An 18,386-nucleotide genomic window follows, 5' to 3' on the forward strand; every position below is an offset into this window, starting at 1 on the left:
CATGAGCTGAAATTAGTTATTCAGAATCACTTTCATTCCCGGATCTAATCCCTTGACGATCTCGACATCCGTTGAGGTCATAATCCCCGGCTGAACGTCGATCTCTTTGCGGCGGTCGCCGTCGAGCGCCTGCACGTAGGTACGTCCCAAGTAGGTACGCAGGCCGCTGCGCGGAATGACTACGACATCGTCACGTTTCTCAAGCACGATATGAATATCGGCCGTTCTGCCGAGCTCGAAGGTCTTGTCCGGTTTGTTGATGGCAATATAAAGCAGCCTCGTGTTGCGATCATCGATTTCCTTGTTTAACGTAATCGGCGCATCCGAAGGAGATTGCAGCACTTTGCCGTCAAACTTCTTATCGCCCACCTTGATCTGGACAGCCATGTCGCGTTGTACGCCGGCAATTTGCTTCGCATCCTCAGCCGTGTAGATCAGATACAGCTGTGTAGGGTCCGCAACCGTAACAAGCGGCGTATAGCCGTTCAGTCCATCGCCCGGCGACTTCGTATCCAAATAAGATACGATTCCACTGATCGGTGTCGTTAGCTTGGCGGACTCAAACTGCTCGTTCATCGAATTAAGCATCAGCTGCTCCCGCTCCAAATCGATCTCCTTCATCCGCAGATCATTGCCGGTCACACCGCTCTGCTTCACTCGGAAATACTCAATTTGAGCACGTTCCAGACTCAGCTTCTGCAGCTTCACACGTAGGTCCAAATCGCCCATGTCCAGCTCAGCTACCAGCTGTCCTGCTTTCACTGCATCGCCCAGCTTCACGTGGAGCTCCTTCAGCCTGCCGCTTTCCTTATAGAAGAGCGGTACATTCTTGCTCGATGCGACTACAGCCGCGCCCGAGAAGCTCCGCTCAATGGTCGCCTTCTTCACTTCGATAGCATCTACCTTCTCCGCAGCAGGCTGCACAAGCGGCGGCTGCAGGACGACTTGCTTCTGCGGCAGAAGCGAACAGCCGGAAAGCAGCGAGGCCACAACCATAACTGCAGCAGCCTCCTTGACGAACAATCTGCGGCGATGTTTACGCGTTAGGTTCTGAGACAATCTCTCCATCCTCCAATGCAATAACATGATCGACGATTTCCATAATCCCGGGATCATGCGTCGTCATGACGACGGTCATGCCCAGGTTCTCAACAAGATCACGGAACACTTTAATCACCTGCAGCCCCATCCGGCTATCCAGCTCGGCTGTAGGCTCGTCCGCCAGCAGCAGGACGGGTCTATGCGCAATCGCTCTGGCGATCGCAACGCGCTGCTGTTCTCCCCCCGAGAGCTCGGGCGGGCGGTGCTTCATGCGAGACTTCATACCTACCCATTCCAGCGCTTGCTCGGCGCGCTCCTTATGCAGCTTCGAATCGCTGCCCGCGATGCGCAGGCCGAACTCCACATTCTCGTACGCGGACATAAGCGGGATGAGGCCGAAGGCTTGGAACACCAGGCCCAAATTCGTTCTGCGCCATGTGCTGCGCTGCTTCTCCGGCAATCGGGAAATGATTTGACCGTTAAAATAAACGTCGCCTTCTGTCGGCTGATCCAGCGCTGCTAGTAAATTCAGCAGCGTCGTCTTGCCGGAGCCGGAACGGCCTTTAAGCGCAATCATCGAGCCCTTGTTGATCGTCAGATTGATATTCTTGACAGCGGTTACAGAATTGTCACCGCGGCCGAATACGCGTTTCACATTATCCGCTTGGAGCAGCGGAAGGTTGCTGGCAATCGGCGATTCCGCCGTATGAATCTTCACGTGCGGCCATTCTCCTTCCCGAATCTATGAATTCGTTTACATTTACTTCTGTAAAAATTTTCTATTAGAGTTAGGATACTAGGCGATACCTAGGCTGTCAACCCGAGAAACCATTAGATTTATGCACAATTGCATCCAAAAACGTGAACATTAGGTTGATTATAACGCGTTGACATCCATAGGGATAGTCTTAATTGAATGCTTTCGATTCAGGGAGATTCTAGGAAAAGGCGCAGCCAATGATTAACGCCAGCAAGCCGGCCAGCGCCGAGGACGCGAAATTCACCGCGTCATTGGTCATCCCGGCGAAGCCGCGGATTCGCTGCACGGCGTTATGGCTGCCGCAGTGCTCGGCGCGTTCGGTTTCGCTGCCGCATACTTGGCAGCGATACATCACTTGCACGGTCGCGCCGAGCAGCGAATCGGCGAAGGCGCCGGCCGTGCCGGCGCAAGCCGCGGCGGCGAGCAGCGCGCCCGGCGCGACGCCCGCAGGCGCTGGCGGCGCAGCGTGCAGCAGCGCCGCGGCTGCGCCGATGAAAGCGGCGCCGGCGAGCGCGGCGAAGCTGCCAAGCGGCGTGACCCCGCCGCTTGTGCCTGGCGCAACGCGGCGCCCGCTAAGCAGGGCACGCGGAGCGCGGCGGCTGAGCGCGCCGATCTCCGTGGCCCAGGTATCCGCGTTCACGGCGGCCATGACGCCGACGAATGCGTACACCCAGGCTGCCGCTGGCCATAGCGCATGCCCGGCGCACAGCAGCAGCCCGAGGCCGCCATTGGCCCACACCTGAGCGGCATCACGGCGTCCGCTCTTGGCGTATTTCGCCTCGGCGGCCTGCTTGGCAGCATGTCTTCGCTTCCATTTGGACCATAGCGAAGAAGACAAGAAGAAGGCCAGCAGCGTGCCGAACCAGAGCGGCCCGCCTAGAGCCACATAGCCTGTCCCCATAATGGCAGCCGAAACAGTCCCGCTGCCCGATAAGGAGCGAAGCCGATAGGCGGCTAGTGCGATAACGCCGCTTCCAATTATTCCGGCTACCAGCCGGCTTATGTCCGAACTCCAAATCTCACTCATCGTTTCGTTCACGCCCCATACTCCCATTTTTTACATATGCTTAAGCAGGATTCGTTAAAGTTATGTTGAATTCATAGTGTCGAAGAATATACTTTTTTGTCAATTAAGGAGCGTTCGATTGCATATGTATGATCGTCATAAACGTCATGATGAAATTCTCCCACACGCTGACACCGCAAACGAACGGACGCCGGAAGAGCTGCTTCGTATCATATTTGATTATACCGCCAAAATCGGAGGAGAGCGAAACCTAAAGAGCGTGCTCCTACTCATGGCCAACATGGGCCGCGAGATGATTTTGGCAGACCGGTGCACGGTGTGGCTCATCGATCATGCCCGTGAAGAGCTGTTCACAACCATTGCCCATGGCGTCAATGAAATCCGAATTCCGCTCGGCACCGGCTTTGTCGGCCATTCCATCGAAACCGGCGAATATTTATTAATCGACGACGCCTACAACGATCATCGTCATAATGACGAGAACGACCGGCGGACCGGCTATCGCACCAAGTCGGTCATCACGGTGCCATTCGTAGGCAATGACGGAACGATAATCGGCGCTTATCAAGCCATTAACAAGCTGACGCCGCAAGCCGCCTTTACGCAGCGTGACCTTGAACATTTGAAGCTGGCCGCCTCCTACGCAGGCAAATCGCTTGAATCGGTCATCCTCCACGAGGAGATCGTCGCAACGCAGCGCGAAATCATAACCGTAATGGGCGAGATCGGCGAAAGCCGTTCCAAAGAAACCGGCAACCACGTGAAACGGGTAGCTGAATATTCCTACATACTCGCAATCGGGTACGGGTTATCGGCAGAAGAAGCCGAATTGCTCAAGATGGTTTCACCTATGCATGATATCGGCAAGGTAGCCATTCCCGACTCCGTCCTGCTCAAGCCCGGTAAACTGACCGAGGAAGAGTTCGACCAGATGAAGCTGCACACCGATATCGGCTACAATTTGCTCAAAGCGTCTAGCCGCGAGCTGCTCAAAACTGCGGCAATCGTCGCCTATCAGCATCATGAGAAATGGAACGGCAAAGGGTACCCAAGAGGACTTAGCGGCGAAGAGATTCACCTGTACGGACGGATTACGGCCATAGCAGACGTATTCGACGCGCTGGGCAGCGACCGTGTGTACAAGAAGGCTTGGGAGCTGGAACGGATTCTGCAGTTATTCCAAGAGGAACGCGGTAACCATTTCGACCCGAAGTTAGTAGATATCCTGATGGAGCAGCTCCCTGCGATTCTGGATATTCGAGATCGGTTCCGCGACTTATAACCTTTATGGCAAAATAAATGGTGGTGCAGAGACCTGACTCTGCACCACCATTTTCGTTATAGGCTTTCATTCTTCGCCTGCGCAAAACGATCCGGGTAATTCGTACAAATCATTAACGCGCTGTCGAGCGCGGCGAGTCGTTTGATCATGGGCGCATCGTTCACGGTCCAGGCCATGACATCAACTCGCGCAGCCCGCATAGAAGCTAGAAGCTGCTCCGACACTCGCGTATAGCCGACGGATAAGAAATTCGCGCCTAAGCGCTCCAAATCCGCTGTCAGCGTCCAAGGTGACGCGTCCAGGATAAGTCCGGTCCGGACTTCTTTGGTCAGCTCACGCACCGTTCGCAGCGCCTCACGGTCAAAGGAGGTGATGACGGCATCATGCTGCAGTCCGTTCTTGTACAGCAGCTCAACAACCTTCTTCTCCATGCCGGGATAGCGGCCTCCGTAAGTTTTGAGCTCCACGTTTAGCCTGCAGCGGCCGACCGTTGCGTCTACCACCTGCTGAAGCGTTGGAATACCTTCACCTGCGTAAGACTTATCGAACCAGCTGCCAGCGTCCATCTTGCCAAGCTGCTCCGCCGTAAATTCATGAACACGCCCTGCAACCCTCGCCGTCCGTCTAAGGGAGTCGTCGTGGATCACAACGGGGATGCCGTCCTTTGATACCTGCACATCGAGCTCGATCCACTGCACGAACGGAAAACTAAGCGCCTCCCGAAAAGCGGCCATCGTATTCTCCGGCGCAAGTCCTGAAGCTCCGCGGTGGGCAACACACGGATTCAACATCATCCTCACTCCTTCGGCTGAATGTTCCCTGCCTTATCCACAGTTGCATGGAAGGAAATTCCCGATAAGCGCTTGAGCAGTGCCGCTCCCTCTTCGCCTGCCAGAGGCGCTGGCTGTGACTGCACCGCACGCATCGGATTAAAGTTCAACGAGCAATCGCCTTTCACATTACAAGCTGCATTAAGGACTCCGGTGTCTTTCGTTTTATCCGGCGTCATGCCACTGAATATAAAATTGCCTAAGCTGTATGCAATCCATTTCCCTTTGTACGATTCAAAGCCCTGAAGAACATGGGGATGACTGCCGATGACTAAATCCGCCCCTGCATCAATATATTCATGCGCTAATCTTTTCTGATCGTTATTTGGTAAATCTTCGCGTTCGATTCCCCAGTGCACCATGATCACGACAATATCGGCTTGCTTCTTAGCCTGCTTAATGGCCGCAACCGCGCGAGTAGAGTCATAGGTTTCCGCTAGGCCGGCATGATCCTTCGTAGCCTTCCAGGAACCGACAGGTACGACTCGCGTTAATCCCAGATAAGCAATACTGATCCCTTTAGCTTCCAGCAGTACGGGCTTGAACGCTTCCAGTTCATCCCGTCCGGCACCCATATTCGGAATGCCGGCTTCATCGAGATGGTCGATCGTATCGAGCAGTCCTTCTTCACCTTGGTCCAGCGTATGATTGTTGGCTAAATTGACAACATCGATTCCGGCTGCCTTCAAGGCTGGCAGTGCGTCCGGCGAAGACTTGTAGACATATTGTTTATTCTCGGCAGGCGTACCGCGCAATGTAACGGGCGTCTCCAAATTGACCGCCATTAGGTCCGGCGTTTTCAATTCATGCAATACTTTCGCATAAGGGTAGTCATAGCCGTTCTGAAGCATCAGCTTCTCAACGGAAGCAGCCAGTAAAACGTCACCCGTGAACGATAAATTCACTTGACCTCCGGCCTCTGCGGAACCTGCGCCGCCTACTGCCGCTTCATTATCGGCCGTGGGTTGATCATCAATCGGCTCAAAGATGGTATGTCCTTCGGTACCCGATGACGGATCATCCGTCTCCGGCGTATCTGTAGTCGTATTCGAATCATCCGCAGACGGATTGTCAGCCGCAGCGTTATTGCTGCCGGCAGGCGCATTTGGCTCATTAGCCTCCGTATTCAGCTTCTCATTGCCATTCTGCCGCTGCACGACATAAACGACCGCAAGTGTACCGATAATCAGCAGGAGGATAAGGTTAATCGCAAACAGGCGTTTCATTCTGCGGGAACGTTGTTGTTTCGCATGTTGACGAGATTCAGAGCGGGATATAGGCATAGTAGGTGAGCTCCTTTTCTTCAAACGGTGACCCATTCATTATACACCATATTCCAAACGCTATTGGAAGCTTTTTCATTTAAGAATCCGGCTTCACCGAATAATACAGCTGATCATTTTGCTTCGTTCCGGTAACAAATCCTTGGCGCTCCAAGTGGAATAAATGGGCCAGCGTCTCTGACATCGCAAACCTCAAATTATGTGTATTGCCGGCAATCCGTTCGCCGAAGAGCCGCATGCAAAGCGTATAACCCGTCATCGGCTCCGCTTGAATCAGCTCGCGAATTTGGAGCAGCCTCCGTCCATGGTGGGCCGCCAGTTGAACAATCCGTTCGCTGAAGTTCGCGAAGGGATCCCGATGTCCCGGAAAAGCTAGCTCAACCTCATACCCCTTCAGCGCCTCCAGGCTATCCAGAAACTGCTGCAGCTGATCATGGTTTTCACCCGGTACGACGCTGATGTTCGGCGTAATATCCGGCAGCACTTGATCGCCGCATAACATCCATTTCTGAAGCGGCTCATAGAAACACAGCTGGCCCCGCGCATGTCCCGGGCAGTCGATCATTTGCCACTCTGAACCGCCAATTGTCATCGTCCGGCCTGCTTTCAGAAAGGTAACGTTCGGCTGCGGCGTAACTCTCTCTATGAAGCTTTCCAGATGCGGCGTAATTTCCGCTACGACGGATTCCGGCATTCCCTGCTCGGCGTACAGCTTCGTCAGCGAGGCAGCAAATTCCGCACCAAGGTCGGCTCCCCATAAGCGCTGCGTATAGGCATACGAGAGCTCAGAAATATAAACAGGAGCACCGGTCCGCGCTTGGAACCACCCTGCCAATCCGTAATGGTCTGGATGCTGATGCGTCAGAATGATAGTATGAATCGCCTCGAAAGGAATCGATAGCTCAAGCAATGCGTCGGACCAAGCCTGAACCGCCGCTTCCGTATGTAATCCCGGGTCAATCAGCGTGTAACCTGCGGTGTCTGGGATCAAATAGCTGTTCACCCACCTCAGCGAGAACGGCAGCGGAACTTTAACCTGTACAATTCCGCCTTGCCACGGTGTCACCATCGATTTTGCCCCTTCGCTCACGATAACGCCCTGCCTTTCATAATCATCCGCGGTGAATGTTTCTCATCGTACGGTCTTCCTTCATAATCCCCATAACGTTGCTCCAGCACCAATCCCGCTTCCCGGAGTGCTTGTTCAAACCAAGACAATGGGAACAAACGAACCCGCTCCTCATAACATCGGGAAGCCTCGGCCCCCTCTTGTGAAGTGATATGTATTTGCTTCAACACCCAGCCGTCCGCTATGGCCCGCTGTTCGCTAATGTGCAGCCCTGTCTCTTCATCGGCACGCTCGGAATGCGGCACCAGATTAGCAGCTACATAGGACGGGTTCATGAAATCGATCAAGAAAGTCCCTTGCGGCTTCAGCACTCTGCGAATCTCTCGGATGACACGCTGGTTGTCCGATTCGATATCGAAATAACCGAAGGACGTGAACAAATTAACGGTCGCATCAAAGCTGTTGTCCGCGAACGGCAGCTCTCTCATATCGCCTTGGATGAGTGCATGAATATGGCCGTGCTCATTGCATTCGCGCGCTTTCTGAAGCAAGGATTCCGACAAGTCAATGCCGGTGACATTGTAGCCCAGCTGCGCTAAGGCAAGAGCATGCCGTCCCATTCCGCATCCGATATCGAGTACGGAGGCACCGGGCGCAAGCTCCAGCCACCCTGCCATGGTTTCCACTTCACGCGCCGCCTGCTCCCAATTGCGGTGCCGATACACAACCATATAATCAGAGCCGAAACTGCGCTCATACCAATTCGTCATACGCGCTTCCCCTCTCAACACGATCTCTTTTTTTATGACTCTTATTGTACTTCACCCTCCGCTATTCTGGCAAAACACAGTTGCAGCGGCATAATTTTCATCCTAATTATCCATACTATGCCAAGTTGTTATATTTCCGGTTGCACATATTCCAGGAAGGGGAAGCCATCATGCTGAATCGAATCAACACGCTGTTTGCGGAGTCGCGCGACTTAACGATGAATCGCTTGCAGAATGATACGCTTTCGATCGAAATCGCTTATATCGCGACGCTTTGCGATGAAAGTAAAGTCAGTGATTTCATTCTTGTCCCATTTACGAAGCAGGAGCATCCCTTTGATCAGCTGGTTTTAACCAATCCCGTCTTTAAGCGCCTTGACGACCCGGCCAAATGGGCAGATACGATTCTACACGGCTTTGTGCTGCTGCAAATAAACGGAAACATCTATCAGCTTGATGCAGCGCGTATTATCCGGAATGAAAATCCGCAAACGATGGTCGAAACGGTCATTACCGGGCCGCAAATCGCGTTAAGCGAAGATTTGATAGACTCGGTCAATATCATTCGCAGCCGCTATCCCAGCCCGGAGCTCGCCGTGGAGGAACGCACAGTCGGCACCATGTCCAAGACCCGTGTCCTGCTGATTTTTGATAAACGGCGTGTAGATCCCACCATCGTCACTTCGGTTAGAGAGAAGCTGGACCGGGTTTCTTTGCCCATGATTTCGGCGACCGGGGAATTAGCCCGAGCGCTCGGCGATCGGTATCGGTTATTTCCGACCATGATGCTTACAGAGCGTCCTGACCGGGTATGTACAGGCATTCAAGGGGGCAAAATCGTCCTGCTCATCCAAGGCTCGATGTTTGCGCTTATTTTACCCGCTACCTTCTTTGACTTTATGAATGCTGTGGATGATCACTATGATTCGTTCTGGATGACACGCTGCCTGCTGGCTCTCCGGTATTTGGCGGTTATCCTTACTGTCGCATTGCCAGCGCTATACGTGGCTATCGTCTCCTATAATCCGGAGCTCTTTCGCGTCCAATTAACCTTCTCCATCGCAGGCAGCCGATCTGCTGTGCCTTATCCTTCTTTTATCGAAGTGTTCATCATGTTGTTTATGATTGAAGCGCTCATTGAAGCGAGCGTCAGGCTGCCCAAATATATCGGTTCGACGGCGACAACCGTTGGCGGTCTCATTCTGGGACAAGCCGCGCAGCAGGCCGGACTCGTCAGCAGCATTATGATTATCGTGACCTCCGTTGTCGCGATCTCAAATTTCGTCATCCCCGTCAACAATATGTCAGGGTCGATCCGGTTTCTGAAATACCCGCTTATTATCCCAGCGATTTTCTTCGGTATATCCGGGGTTACCATTGGGTTGTTCTGTTATTTGGTTTATTTGGCTGACATGCGGAGCTTCGGAAAACCTTACTTCCGCATCATGAACAAATCTGCTTCGCAAAGCGGCGACATTGGGCAGGTGAATAATGAATGATTCGTTACTATTATTACAATATCATTCTCGTCAGCATCCTGAATCTCATGCTGTTTGTTCCATATATGCTCCTTAACGACCGTTATACGGGTTCGGTTTCCTCCATGATTTGCGCTGCTTTCTTCGGCAGCTTCTTGGCGCTAATCTTTACCCATGTCATGAGAACCTTCCCGGGCAAGGGAATTCCGGAAATATTGGCGCTGTTCTTCCCAAAATATATCACTGTCCCGATATTGATACTCTTATCAGTGATGTGGTATTTAGCTGCCGGTATCGCCATTATCGCTTATGCGGTGCTCATTAATCGTTTTTTCAACCCGGATACAAGCTCCCTGCTCGTGCTGTTAATTCTTGTCGGGGCATGCATATACACTTCGACACGTTCTACCCTAACCGTCGCTCTGATTATGGAAATGACCTTAATCATCAATCTCCCGATTGTGTTTTTCATTTTGTTTAAAGCGTCAACCAATCCTTTTCTGGACTGGGATGCCATTCGAACCGTCGCTCAATATTGGCGTGTCCCGCCAAAGATTGAACCTTTTGCAGCTGCGACCTTTGTATTTGCGGGGTATACCAACTATGCCATATTCAATCGGCTTAACCCGCCGAATTTCAGATTTCGCTTCCGCTGGGCGCTGCCAATCATCTGCACTTTGATTCTATTTCTCTCCTTCTTCGTTCCAATCGGCTTTCACGGAACAGAAGCGGTTGGCTCGTATTTGTACGTTTGGACGGTAACCTCGGATTCCATGGTGCTTGGCTATGGGTTCATCGAACGAGTCATCTTCTTGTTTCTATTATTGTATCTAAACCTAACGCTCCTTTATACGACGACGGGCTGGCACATTGCCATGGAGATGATTAAGAGCTGTTTGCCCAAAGCAAAGCCGACTATTGACCCATCGCGCACGGATGCCTCGAATTACGTGATTGTATCGATTTTTGCAGCCTTAACGATGTTATCCTTCTACATCTTTAATGAAAAACAGAGCTTGTACATTACAAGAGGCTGGCTGATGATTCGGTTATTTTCCGAAACGGCGACAGTTCTGTTCCTGGTTACTCTAAGTTTGATCGCACGCCGAAAGAAGATGAAAACATGAAGGTACAACGTATAGCAGTAAAACTTATCCTGATCGTGCTTATCACCGTGCTGGTGGGAGGGTGCGGCTTCAAAGATATCGACAAACGGTTTTTCGTTATCGCGATGGGTATTGACTCTCCTGACGAAGGCAAGAAAGGCTTCAAAATCACGCTCCGACTCGCCATTCCATCGCCGAAGGTAGAACCCGGAGCAGCCCAAACGCAAGTGGAAACGATTCAAGCCTCCACCATTGCTGAAGCTCTTCGTTTATTGAAGTCTCATGTGGATAAAGAACTGGATTTTGGACACTGCAAGCTCTATCTGCTGGGAGAAGGGCTGGTGAAATCGGATTATACATCAACTCTTCGATGGATATCCCGGCGTCGTGACGTGTCGAACATCGCGTATATGGCCATCGGCAAGCCTGACGCGAAGACCATTCTTAATGTCAATCCGCCTGCTGAGCGTTTTCCGGGCAATACGATCTTCCTGTTATTCGGAAAAGACGGCACCCAGTCCTCCTACATTGTCAGTGTTTTTATGTTTGACTTCATGAGGCGCGTCGATGAACGAGGAATGGATCCCATCATGCCGATTATGCGGCAAGAGAAGAATGGGTACGTCGTAGCGAAGCTGGGACTGCTCGATAAGCATAAGCTCGTCTTGACGCTTAACCCTAGCGAAACGGAAATGTATAACCAAATCCGTAATCATTATAAGAAATCGACGGTAGCGGCCAAGATTAAAGGTGAAACGCTGGTAATCTCTATCGAGAGAATCAATTCTGACTACAGAATCGTCAAGGAGCGGGATGGTTACTTGCTGAAGATGAAGCTGAAAATTGGCGGTATATTCGAGGAAGCACCCGGCGGTATTTATGATCAGGATTGGAAGGAGCTTGAGCAAGCCTTCAATACACAGGTGGCCGATGAAGCCAAGCGCCTGCTTGAGAAAGTACAGAAAGCAGGCGTAGATCCGTTCGGATTTGGACTTCGGTATCGCGCGACACATGCAGGCTCGCCAAGGACGTGGAAAGAGTGGGAGTCTATTTATCCCACTTTGAAATTCGAGGTTCAAGCGGATGTTGCCATTGAAGGCTCAGGTTTAACCCGCTAATCGTTAAAGGCCACTCGCCTTAATCGCGGCGTTATTCATCACGATTGTATCAAGCGATTCGTGCGACGCAGTTCTTGTAAGTTGGCGGCACCAATGCCGAACATGGCCGTACGCAGCTCGAACTCGATGCGCTGCATTTGGCGCTGCACCGTTTCGCTGCCGATCGAGGATTGCGGCTCGACTGCACCGGCTAGCAGCGAACGGCCGTAACCGGCCAAGTCTGCGCCCAGCGCGATTGCTTTCGCGGCATCCACGCCTGTGTTCAACCCGCCGCTTGCGACTAGAGCCATGCCCGGCAGCGCGGCTCGGACGTCGCGAACACATGCCGCTGTAGGCGTACCCCAGCCTGCAAATGCAGACGCGGCCTCGGCGCGCAGCGGATCGCGTGCGCGGTATTTCTCAACCTGGCTCCAGGAGGTGCCGCCCGCTCCGGCGACATCAATGAAGGCAACGCCGATATCATGCAGCCTGATTGCAGTCTCGGCATCGATCCCCCAGCCGACTTCCTTCACGCCAACCGGTACTTGCAGCTTGCGGCATACCTCAGCAATGCGCTGCAGTAATCCGCGGAAATTCGTATTCCCCTCCGGTTGGAAAACCTCTTGTAAGCTATTCAGATGCAGGACCAGTGCATCTGCTTCGGCAAGCTCCACGGCAAGCCTGCATTCATCGACGCCATAGCCGTAATTGAGCTGAACGGCACCTAAATTGGCGATAATCGGAATGGTCGGCGCTTGCTTGCGCATTTGGAATGTCGAGGCGAGCGACTCCTTCTCAATAGCAGCACGCATGGAGCCAAGCGCCATTACCCAGCCTTTTGCCTGCGCTGCTTCGGCTAGCCTTTCATTAATAGCACCTGTCTCCGCTGTTCCCCCGGTCATCGAACTAATAAGCAGCGGTGCGGCAATCGGCTTGCCCAGAAACGATGAAGCGATGTCAATTTCCTCGAAGGCGATCTCCGGAAGTGCTTGATGCCGAAAACGATAGTGCTCAAAACCCGGCTCCGTGCCGACGCTTTGCACCTCTTCCTGCAAACAGATCCGGATATGCTCGCCTTTTCTCTTCGCCGTCTGGACATGCTCCTCTTCTTGCCTGTCCATCATTGTCATATTCCCCCTTGTCTTCTTTGCTGCAATCATCATGGCATAAGCGCGGCCTCAAGATCAAGTTTGCGGGGATCCGTTTCTATTTTGATTTTTAATTTCTTAATAATGACTTTTTTAATCATTTTTATTGTCGGTTTTGACAATATCAATTATAATAAAAGCATAACGAACCTTAGGGGGCACCTCATTATGGAATTGAAACGCTTCGATAACGTTAACGAACTTGACCGTTATGCTGCTCAAATTTTCGCAGACACGATTAAACATAATCCTCACGCTACGCTTGGGCTGGCAACCGGCTCGACACCTATCGGAATTTATGGAAAAATGATAGAGATGTACAATAACGGCGAGGTTTCCTTCAAGGATGCCACCACGTTCAACTTGGACGAATATGTTGGACTTTCGCCAAACCATGAACAAAGCTATGCCCAATTTATGAAACAGCACTTGTTCGACCACATCGATTTGCCGAAGCAGCAAGCGCATTTGCCGAGCGGCCTGGTAAGTGATTTGAAGGCCGAATGTCTTTCATACGATCGCATGCTGGCCGAACAGCCCATCGACGTTCAACTGCTTGGCCTTGGCCATAACGGCCACATCGGCTTCAACGAGCCGGATCAAGAGCTGCAAGGCGGTACGCATGTCGTTGAGCTCGAGGAAGCAACTCGGGCGGCAAATGCAAGATTTTTCGACTCGCCGGATGAAGTGCCTACGAAAGCCATTACGATGGGCGTTGGCTCCATTCTGAAAGCAGACTCAATCGTCCTGGTCGTCAAAGGTGCCGATAAAGCGAATATCGTCAAACAAGCGCTTCACGGACCGATTACGACAGAAGTTCCGGCATCGCTGCTGCAAACGCATAAGAAAGTGATCGTGTTGGTCGATCGAGAGGCAGGGAGGTTGTTGTAGAGGATGAAAGCCGCGGATAACAATTGGTTCATCACGAATGTCAAAGCAATCGTGCAAGATACCGTTGTGGAAGGCAGCATTATCGTAGAGAAAGGAATTATTACAGCAATTATTGAGGGTCAATTCCTTCCCGACGAGAACGAGCGGCACCGCACCATTGATGGGAACGGCAGCTGGCTCCTGCCGGGTTTTATCGACATGCACGTTCATGGCGGCTTCGGGGCTGATTTCATGGATGCAAATCGCGAAGCTTACGACACGATCACCCGTTATCATGCTGCTAAAGGCACAACTCGCATGCTTGCAACAACCGTTACGTCATCCAAAGAAGCCATTGAAGCGGTGCTGGCAGCTGCCAAAGACTACGTGAACGGTGATATGGCACACGCAGCGCTTGGCGGCGTTCATCTGGAAGGCCCTTTCATCAGCGAGCTATGGCCAGGCGCTCAGAACCCGGCCTTTATTTCACCTCCACGCGTGGACTGGGTGAAGTCGTGGAATGAACAGTATCCGGGGCTTATCAAGCAGCTCACGTTGGCGCCGGAGAAAGAACAGGCTTGCGAGCTGATTGCCTACCTCGCAGATAACGGTATCGTCGCAGCCTGTGGCCACACGGACGCTACTTATGCGCAGGTTACCGCTGCAGCCGACGCTGGGTTAACGCAAGCGGTTCACACGTTTAATGCGATGCGCGGTCTCCACCATCGCGAGCCCGGAACGGTAGGCGCCGTGCTGACCGACCATCGCATCTCTGGGGAAATTATCGCAGATGGGCATCATGTCCACCCTGCCGCAATCCGACTGCTTGTAAGCGCGAAGCCGGTCGACAACGTCGTACTGATCACAGACGCGATGTCGGCTGCCGGTCTCGGCGACGGAGACTACGATCTCGGCGGACTCATTGTCGATGTCAAACAAGGTGTAGCCCGTCTTCGCGAAGGCGGCAGCTTGGCAGGCAGCACGCTGAACATGATCGATGCGTTCCGCTTCATGCTTACGCATACGGAACTGAGCCCTATTGAGGTAAGCCGAATGGCAAGCGGCAATCCAGCGCGTCAATTGGGTCTGGCTGAAGTGACCGGCTCCATTACGGTCGGGAAATATGCCGATCTGGTTCTGACGGATGCGTCGTTTACCGAAGTTAGCCATACTTGGGTGAATGGCCGCCTCGTACACAGCAATTAAGGTAAACGCAAATAAAGGGTTATGCAGCTTTGGCCGCCACCGTAACGGAGGCCGCTTGCTGCATAACCCTTTTTAGTTAGGAAGCGTACAAGGAGTGCGTGTTTATTTCTGTCTGATGAGCTTCGTAATGCGGCCGTCGAAGATCCATTCCGCTACATAGACATTGCCTTGCGAATCTACGCAAACGCCATGCGGCGAGCTGAATTTATCAGGACGGTAATAGGATTTCGGCAGATTCGGCCAGCCCTGCTGCTTGTAAGCCTGCTGATCTTCGCCGAGATGCGTAATGAGGCGATCATTCTTATCCAGCACGGTAATGCGGCTGTCCAGATCCGGGATATAAACCTCATCGCCGAAGAAATAGAAGCTGCACGGCAGATCCAGGTTGTGATCGACGAAACGCTTATGCTCGCCCTCAAGCGTAAACACTTGAATGCGGCTGTTTCTGCGGTCCGCGACGTAAATTTCCGGCTCTTCGCCGCGCAGATTAATGGAGATCCCGTGCGGTTCTTTGACTTTGCCCGGCTCGGAACCACGGCCGCCCCATGTGCGGATATAGTTGCCTTTGGCATCGTAGTGATGGATATAGAATTGTCCGTAGCCGTCGGAAACGTAAATGTCTCCGTTTGGTGCTACGCACACATCAGTCGGAACGTAGCGCCGTTCCGCATCGTACAGATCCGGACGTTCAGGTCCGCCAATTTCGAGCAGCACGTCGCCGGATAGCGTTGTTTTCACAACGAGCGCGCGATTGGTATCTGCGAAATACAAATATTCGATGCCATCCGCGTCACGGTGCAGGTAGAAGCCGTGAGCGCCTCCCTCAAATTCCGCGCCCCACGAGGTTTTGAAATTTCCCTCTTTGTCGAAAACGACAACGGAATCTTTGCTCGTGTTATGTACGTAAACGTTATCATTTTCATCGACGACAATACCATGTGTATAGCCGTAAGCGATTCCTTCCGGAAGCTTCCCCCAGCCTTCTGCGACTTCATAGGAGTGAGATTCGTTACCAATAATCAATTTTTCAGACACGTTCGCATTTCTCCTTTCAAGTTTTCGTACAATCCCAAGTATACCAAAATCGGGAAAAAGCAAAAGTAATATTTTAACAAAAAAAGCAACATCTGCATGGATTCTCATCCATTACGATATTGCTTCCTTCTCGCTCTATATGTAGCTGTGATAACGGGCTCATTTATGTTAGATCGAAGCTTCCTGCTCCTCGCTTGCAATGACGGTCTGAATGCCATGTGCATTGGCGATGGACGCCAGCTGCTGTGGAAGCGGCCTGTCCGTTATAAAGGCTTGCAGCTCGGTGAGCGGCGCAATGGAGAATAGCGAGGTACGGCCGATCTTCGTATGATCAAACATCGCATAGGTTGCTTGTGACCTGCGAATCATCGCTTTGGCGATTTGCGCTTCTTGCTCGGAATAGGTGGTAATGCCTCCGGTTGAGGAAACGCCGTCGACGCCGAGGAACATTTTGCCGATGTGCAGCTGACTGATCATGCCTTCGCCAAGCGGACCGCATAATTCAAAGCTGTTATGCCGCATCATTCCGCCTGTCACGACAACATTGATTTCGCTGCCTGCCAGCTCCATTGCAACATTGACTGTATTCGTCACAACGGTAATGCCTCTGCGCGTTTTGAGCAGCTTAGCTAAGTAATAGTTGGTTGTGCCGCCGGAGAGCCCTACGACATCGCCTTCGAAGATCAGCCCTGCAGCTGCCGCCGCAATCCGTTCCTTCTCGAGGAAAGACAACCCTTCCTTCTCTGCAAAGGGAAGTTCTCTCACCGCATTCATACCATCGTACATCGCACCGCCAATCGTCCGAATGACCGGCTCTGACTTCTCCATCAGCTCCAAATCGCGGCGCGCCGTCGCTTCTGAAATGCCAAATCGTTCTACGACCTCTTGGATCGTAATTCGTCCTTGCCGCTTCAGCACATTCATGATCTGCTCCCGCCGCCGCTGTCCTTTCGACGATTGTACATCCGCCATTTAGCGTTCCACCCAGCCTTTGTCCGATAATCTGCGCTCAACGCTCGCCCAATCAGGAAGCGCTTCCCAGTCACCGCGCATCTGAACCACCAATGCGCCGCTGATGCTGCCAAGACGAACAGCCTCAAGCGCGCTCATGCCTTTAAGCAGTCCCGCCAGGAAACCGGAGCAGAACGCGTCGCCGGCTCCTACCGTGTCGATTACTCGATCAACCGGATAGAATGGCACCTCAACCGCTTGTCCTTCCTCCAGTACAACTGTCGTATCGCCGACACCTTTGATGATGCTAATGGCCGATAGCTTCGACAATTCTGCTTTCACAGCTTCGAAGTCATCATTGTTATACAGTAATCGCAGTTCATCCCAGCCCGGCAAGAAATAATCAGCTTGCTCTGCAAGCGGCATTACTACCTCACGCGCTTCCTCGATCGTCCACAGCTTTAGGCGTAAATTCGGGTCGAAGGAAATACGTACGCCCGCTTCCTTTGCAGCAGCAACGACCGCGAAGATCGTTTCACGGCAGTTCTTGCTTAGCGCCGGCGTAATACCGGAGATATGCAAAATTTTGCAGCCGCGGATGTAATCGAGATCAAGCTGATCCGGCTGCATCTGACTGGCGGCGGAATTTTTGCGGTAGTAATGAACGGCAAGCTTCCCTGCTACCATCTCGCGGAACATCATGCCCGTTTGAGCTTGTTCAACCAAGCTCGCACGTGACACGTCGACTCCTTCGCCGCGAATGCGCTTCAGAATGGCTCGGCCGAACGGATCATCACCAAGCGCGCCGAACCAGCCTGCCGAAGCACCGAGTCTGGCAACGCCGATCGCAACGTTGCTCTCCGCTCCGCCAAAGCTTACGTCAAGCGTTGAGGCGTTCTCAATGCTCTTATATTCCTGCGGCATGAACAACGCCATCGTTTCCCCGAAGGTTAATAAATCCGGCACTGCTTTCGTCAACGGCTATCCCTCCAATGCGACTTACATCGTTTTGATAATCGGATATTTCATGAAGTAAAGAATTACAACATAAATGACAAGAATGATCAGGCTCAGCACACGGGCTTTACCAATGTGAGCCGTTGCACTTTGACCGCTCTGAATCTCAGCTGCAATCCGCTTCAGCGGTTTCGTCACAATCCCCCCCAGCGCGGCAATGGCTAGGAACAGCAAAGTAACTATAATCATCCAAATCACTTTATACTCACCTTGCGACATCAAGTATCCGCCTGTCAGCAGCTGCAGGACGAGAAAATATTGGGCAATTCGGTTTGCGGAAACAAGACCTTCGGCAAGGCCTGCCTGTCCGGCGCCGTCAAGCTTGGATGCGCGTCCGACCATCAGCGGCAAAACGAGGTAAAACCCCATTCCGGCAGCACCGAGTACGTGCAAAAACAACATGAAATTCAACATCC

General features: G+C 52.4%; 18 protein-coding genes. 6 read left to right on the top strand and 12 right to left on the bottom strand.

The window, feature by feature from the left end:
* Positions 1-12: 12 nt before the first annotated feature.
* The 3 genes from AC6ESO_RS05510 to AC6ESO_RS05520 form a co-directional block, all read right to left on the bottom strand.
* Entirely contained in the window at positions 13-1,059 is a 1,047-nt protein-coding gene (locus tag AC6ESO_RS05510) for an efflux RND transporter periplasmic adaptor subunit (RefSeq protein WP_497090533.1), read from the bottom strand.
* Positions 1,037-1,759 carry an ATP-binding cassette domain-containing protein gene (locus AC6ESO_RS05515; RefSeq protein WP_494818551.1) on the bottom strand — a complete coding sequence of 241 codons (723 nt, stop codon included), beginning with the start codon at positions 1,757-1,759 and terminating at the stop codon, positions 1,037-1,039. Before AC6ESO_RS05515 ends, AC6ESO_RS05510 begins: the two co-directional genes overlap by 23 nt.
* A gap of 220 nt (positions 1,760-1,979) precedes the next feature.
* The gene (locus AC6ESO_RS05520; protein WP_497091057.1) at positions 1,980-2,828 is read right to left on the bottom strand and encodes a DUF92 domain-containing protein; all 849 of its coding nucleotides are present in this window, start codon (positions 2,826-2,828) and stop codon (positions 1,980-1,982) included.
* A 124-nt stretch (positions 2,829-2,952) separates the two neighbouring features.
* On the opposite strand from AC6ESO_RS05520, the gene AC6ESO_RS05525 reads away from it, so the two are divergent.
* Positions 2,953-4,110 (top strand): HD domain-containing phosphohydrolase, encoded by a 1,158-nt coding sequence (locus AC6ESO_RS05525; RefSeq protein ID WP_497090534.1) that lies wholly within the window; start codon positions 2,953-2,955, stop codon positions 4,108-4,110.
* 56 nt (positions 4,111-4,166) lie between these two features.
* Here the strand turns inward: AC6ESO_RS05525 and AC6ESO_RS05530 are convergent, their stop codons facing one another.
* From AC6ESO_RS05530 to AC6ESO_RS05545, 4 genes are all read right to left on the bottom strand, one after another.
* Positions 4,167-4,904, bottom strand: coding sequence for a glycerophosphodiester phosphodiesterase (locus AC6ESO_RS05530; protein WP_497090535.1), 738 nt, complete (start codon positions 4,902-4,904; stop codon positions 4,167-4,169).
* A gap of 2 nt (positions 4,905-4,906) precedes the next feature.
* Complete coding sequence (locus tag AC6ESO_RS05535; RefSeq protein ID WP_497090536.1) at positions 4,907-6,223, bottom strand: CapA family protein; 1,317 nt, start codon at positions 6,221-6,223, stop codon at positions 4,907-4,909.
* Between the two features lie 79 nt (positions 6,224-6,302).
* Positions 6,303-7,292, bottom strand: coding sequence for an MBL fold metallo-hydrolase (locus AC6ESO_RS05540; protein WP_497090537.1), 990 nt, complete (start codon positions 7,290-7,292; stop codon positions 6,303-6,305).
* A 17-nt stretch (positions 7,293-7,309) separates the two neighbouring features.
* A complete protein-coding gene (locus AC6ESO_RS05545; RefSeq protein WP_497090538.1) occupies positions 7,310-8,062 on the bottom strand; it encodes a class I SAM-dependent methyltransferase in 753 nt (250 codons plus the stop codon).
* Positions 8,063-8,232: 170 nt separating this feature from the next.
* On the opposite strand from AC6ESO_RS05545, the gene AC6ESO_RS05550 reads away from it, so the two are divergent.
* The 3 genes from AC6ESO_RS05550 to AC6ESO_RS05560 are packed head-to-tail and all read left to right on the top strand — an operon-like array spanning position 8,233 to position 11,764.
* On the top strand, positions 8,233-9,561 hold the full coding sequence (locus AC6ESO_RS05550; RefSeq protein ID WP_497090539.1) for a spore germination protein: 1,329 nt from the start codon (positions 8,233-8,235) through the stop codon (positions 9,559-9,561).
* The gene (locus AC6ESO_RS05555) at positions 9,558-10,667 is read left to right on the top strand and encodes a GerAB/ArcD/ProY family transporter (protein ID WP_497090540.1); all 1,110 of its coding nucleotides are present in this window, start codon (positions 9,558-9,560) and stop codon (positions 10,665-10,667) included. Before AC6ESO_RS05550 ends, AC6ESO_RS05555 begins: the two co-directional genes overlap by 4 nt.
* A complete protein-coding gene (locus tag AC6ESO_RS05560) occupies positions 10,664-11,764 on the top strand; it encodes a Ger(x)C family spore germination protein (protein WP_497090541.1) in 1,101 nt (366 codons plus the stop codon). Before AC6ESO_RS05555 ends, AC6ESO_RS05560 begins: the two co-directional genes overlap by 4 nt.
* A gap of 38 nt (positions 11,765-11,802) precedes the next feature.
* On the opposite strand, the gene fni is transcribed toward AC6ESO_RS05560, so the two are convergent.
* Positions 11,803-12,873, bottom strand: a complete 1,071-nt coding sequence (fni, locus tag AC6ESO_RS05565) for a type 2 isopentenyl-diphosphate Delta-isomerase (protein ID WP_497090542.1) — start codon at positions 12,871-12,873, stop codon at positions 11,803-11,805.
* 186 nt (positions 12,874-13,059) lie between these two features.
* Here fni and nagB point away from each other — a divergent pair, with 186 nt between their 5' ends.
* Positions 13,060-13,782 carry a glucosamine-6-phosphate deaminase gene (nagB, locus tag AC6ESO_RS05570; RefSeq protein ID WP_497090543.1) on the top strand — a complete coding sequence of 241 codons (723 nt, stop codon included), beginning with the start codon at positions 13,060-13,062 and terminating at the stop codon, positions 13,780-13,782.
* Between the two features lie 3 nt (positions 13,783-13,785).
* The gene (gene nagA / locus AC6ESO_RS05575) at positions 13,786-14,967 is read left to right on the top strand and encodes an N-acetylglucosamine-6-phosphate deacetylase (RefSeq protein ID WP_497090544.1); all 1,182 of its coding nucleotides are present in this window, start codon (positions 13,786-13,788) and stop codon (positions 14,965-14,967) included.
* Positions 14,968-15,069: 102 nt separating this feature from the next.
* Here the strand turns inward: nagA and AC6ESO_RS05580 are convergent, their stop codons facing one another.
* The 4 genes from AC6ESO_RS05580 to AC6ESO_RS05595 all read right to left on the bottom strand — a co-directional run bounded on the left by AC6ESO_RS05580 (position 15,070) and on the right by AC6ESO_RS05595 (position 18,384).
* Positions 15,070-16,002: an NHL repeat-containing protein gene (locus tag AC6ESO_RS05580; protein ID WP_497090545.1), complete on the bottom strand. Its 933-nt coding sequence runs from the start codon at positions 16,000-16,002 to the stop codon at positions 15,070-15,072.
* Positions 16,003-16,170: 168 nt separating this feature from the next.
* The gene (locus AC6ESO_RS05585; RefSeq protein ID WP_497090546.1) at positions 16,171-16,974 is read right to left on the bottom strand and encodes a DeoR/GlpR family DNA-binding transcription regulator; all 804 of its coding nucleotides are present in this window, start codon (positions 16,972-16,974) and stop codon (positions 16,171-16,173) included.
* Positions 16,975-17,931: a sugar kinase gene (locus tag AC6ESO_RS05590; protein ID WP_497090547.1), complete on the bottom strand. Its 957-nt coding sequence runs from the start codon at positions 17,929-17,931 to the stop codon at positions 16,975-16,977.
* Positions 17,932-17,952: 21 nt separating this feature from the next.
* Positions 17,953-18,384, bottom strand: coding sequence for a hypothetical protein (locus AC6ESO_RS05595; protein WP_494818537.1), 432 nt, complete (start codon positions 18,382-18,384; stop codon positions 17,953-17,955).
* Positions 18,385-18,386 lie beyond the last annotated feature (2 nt).

Source organism: Paenibacillus rhizoryzae, assembly GCF_059686995.1.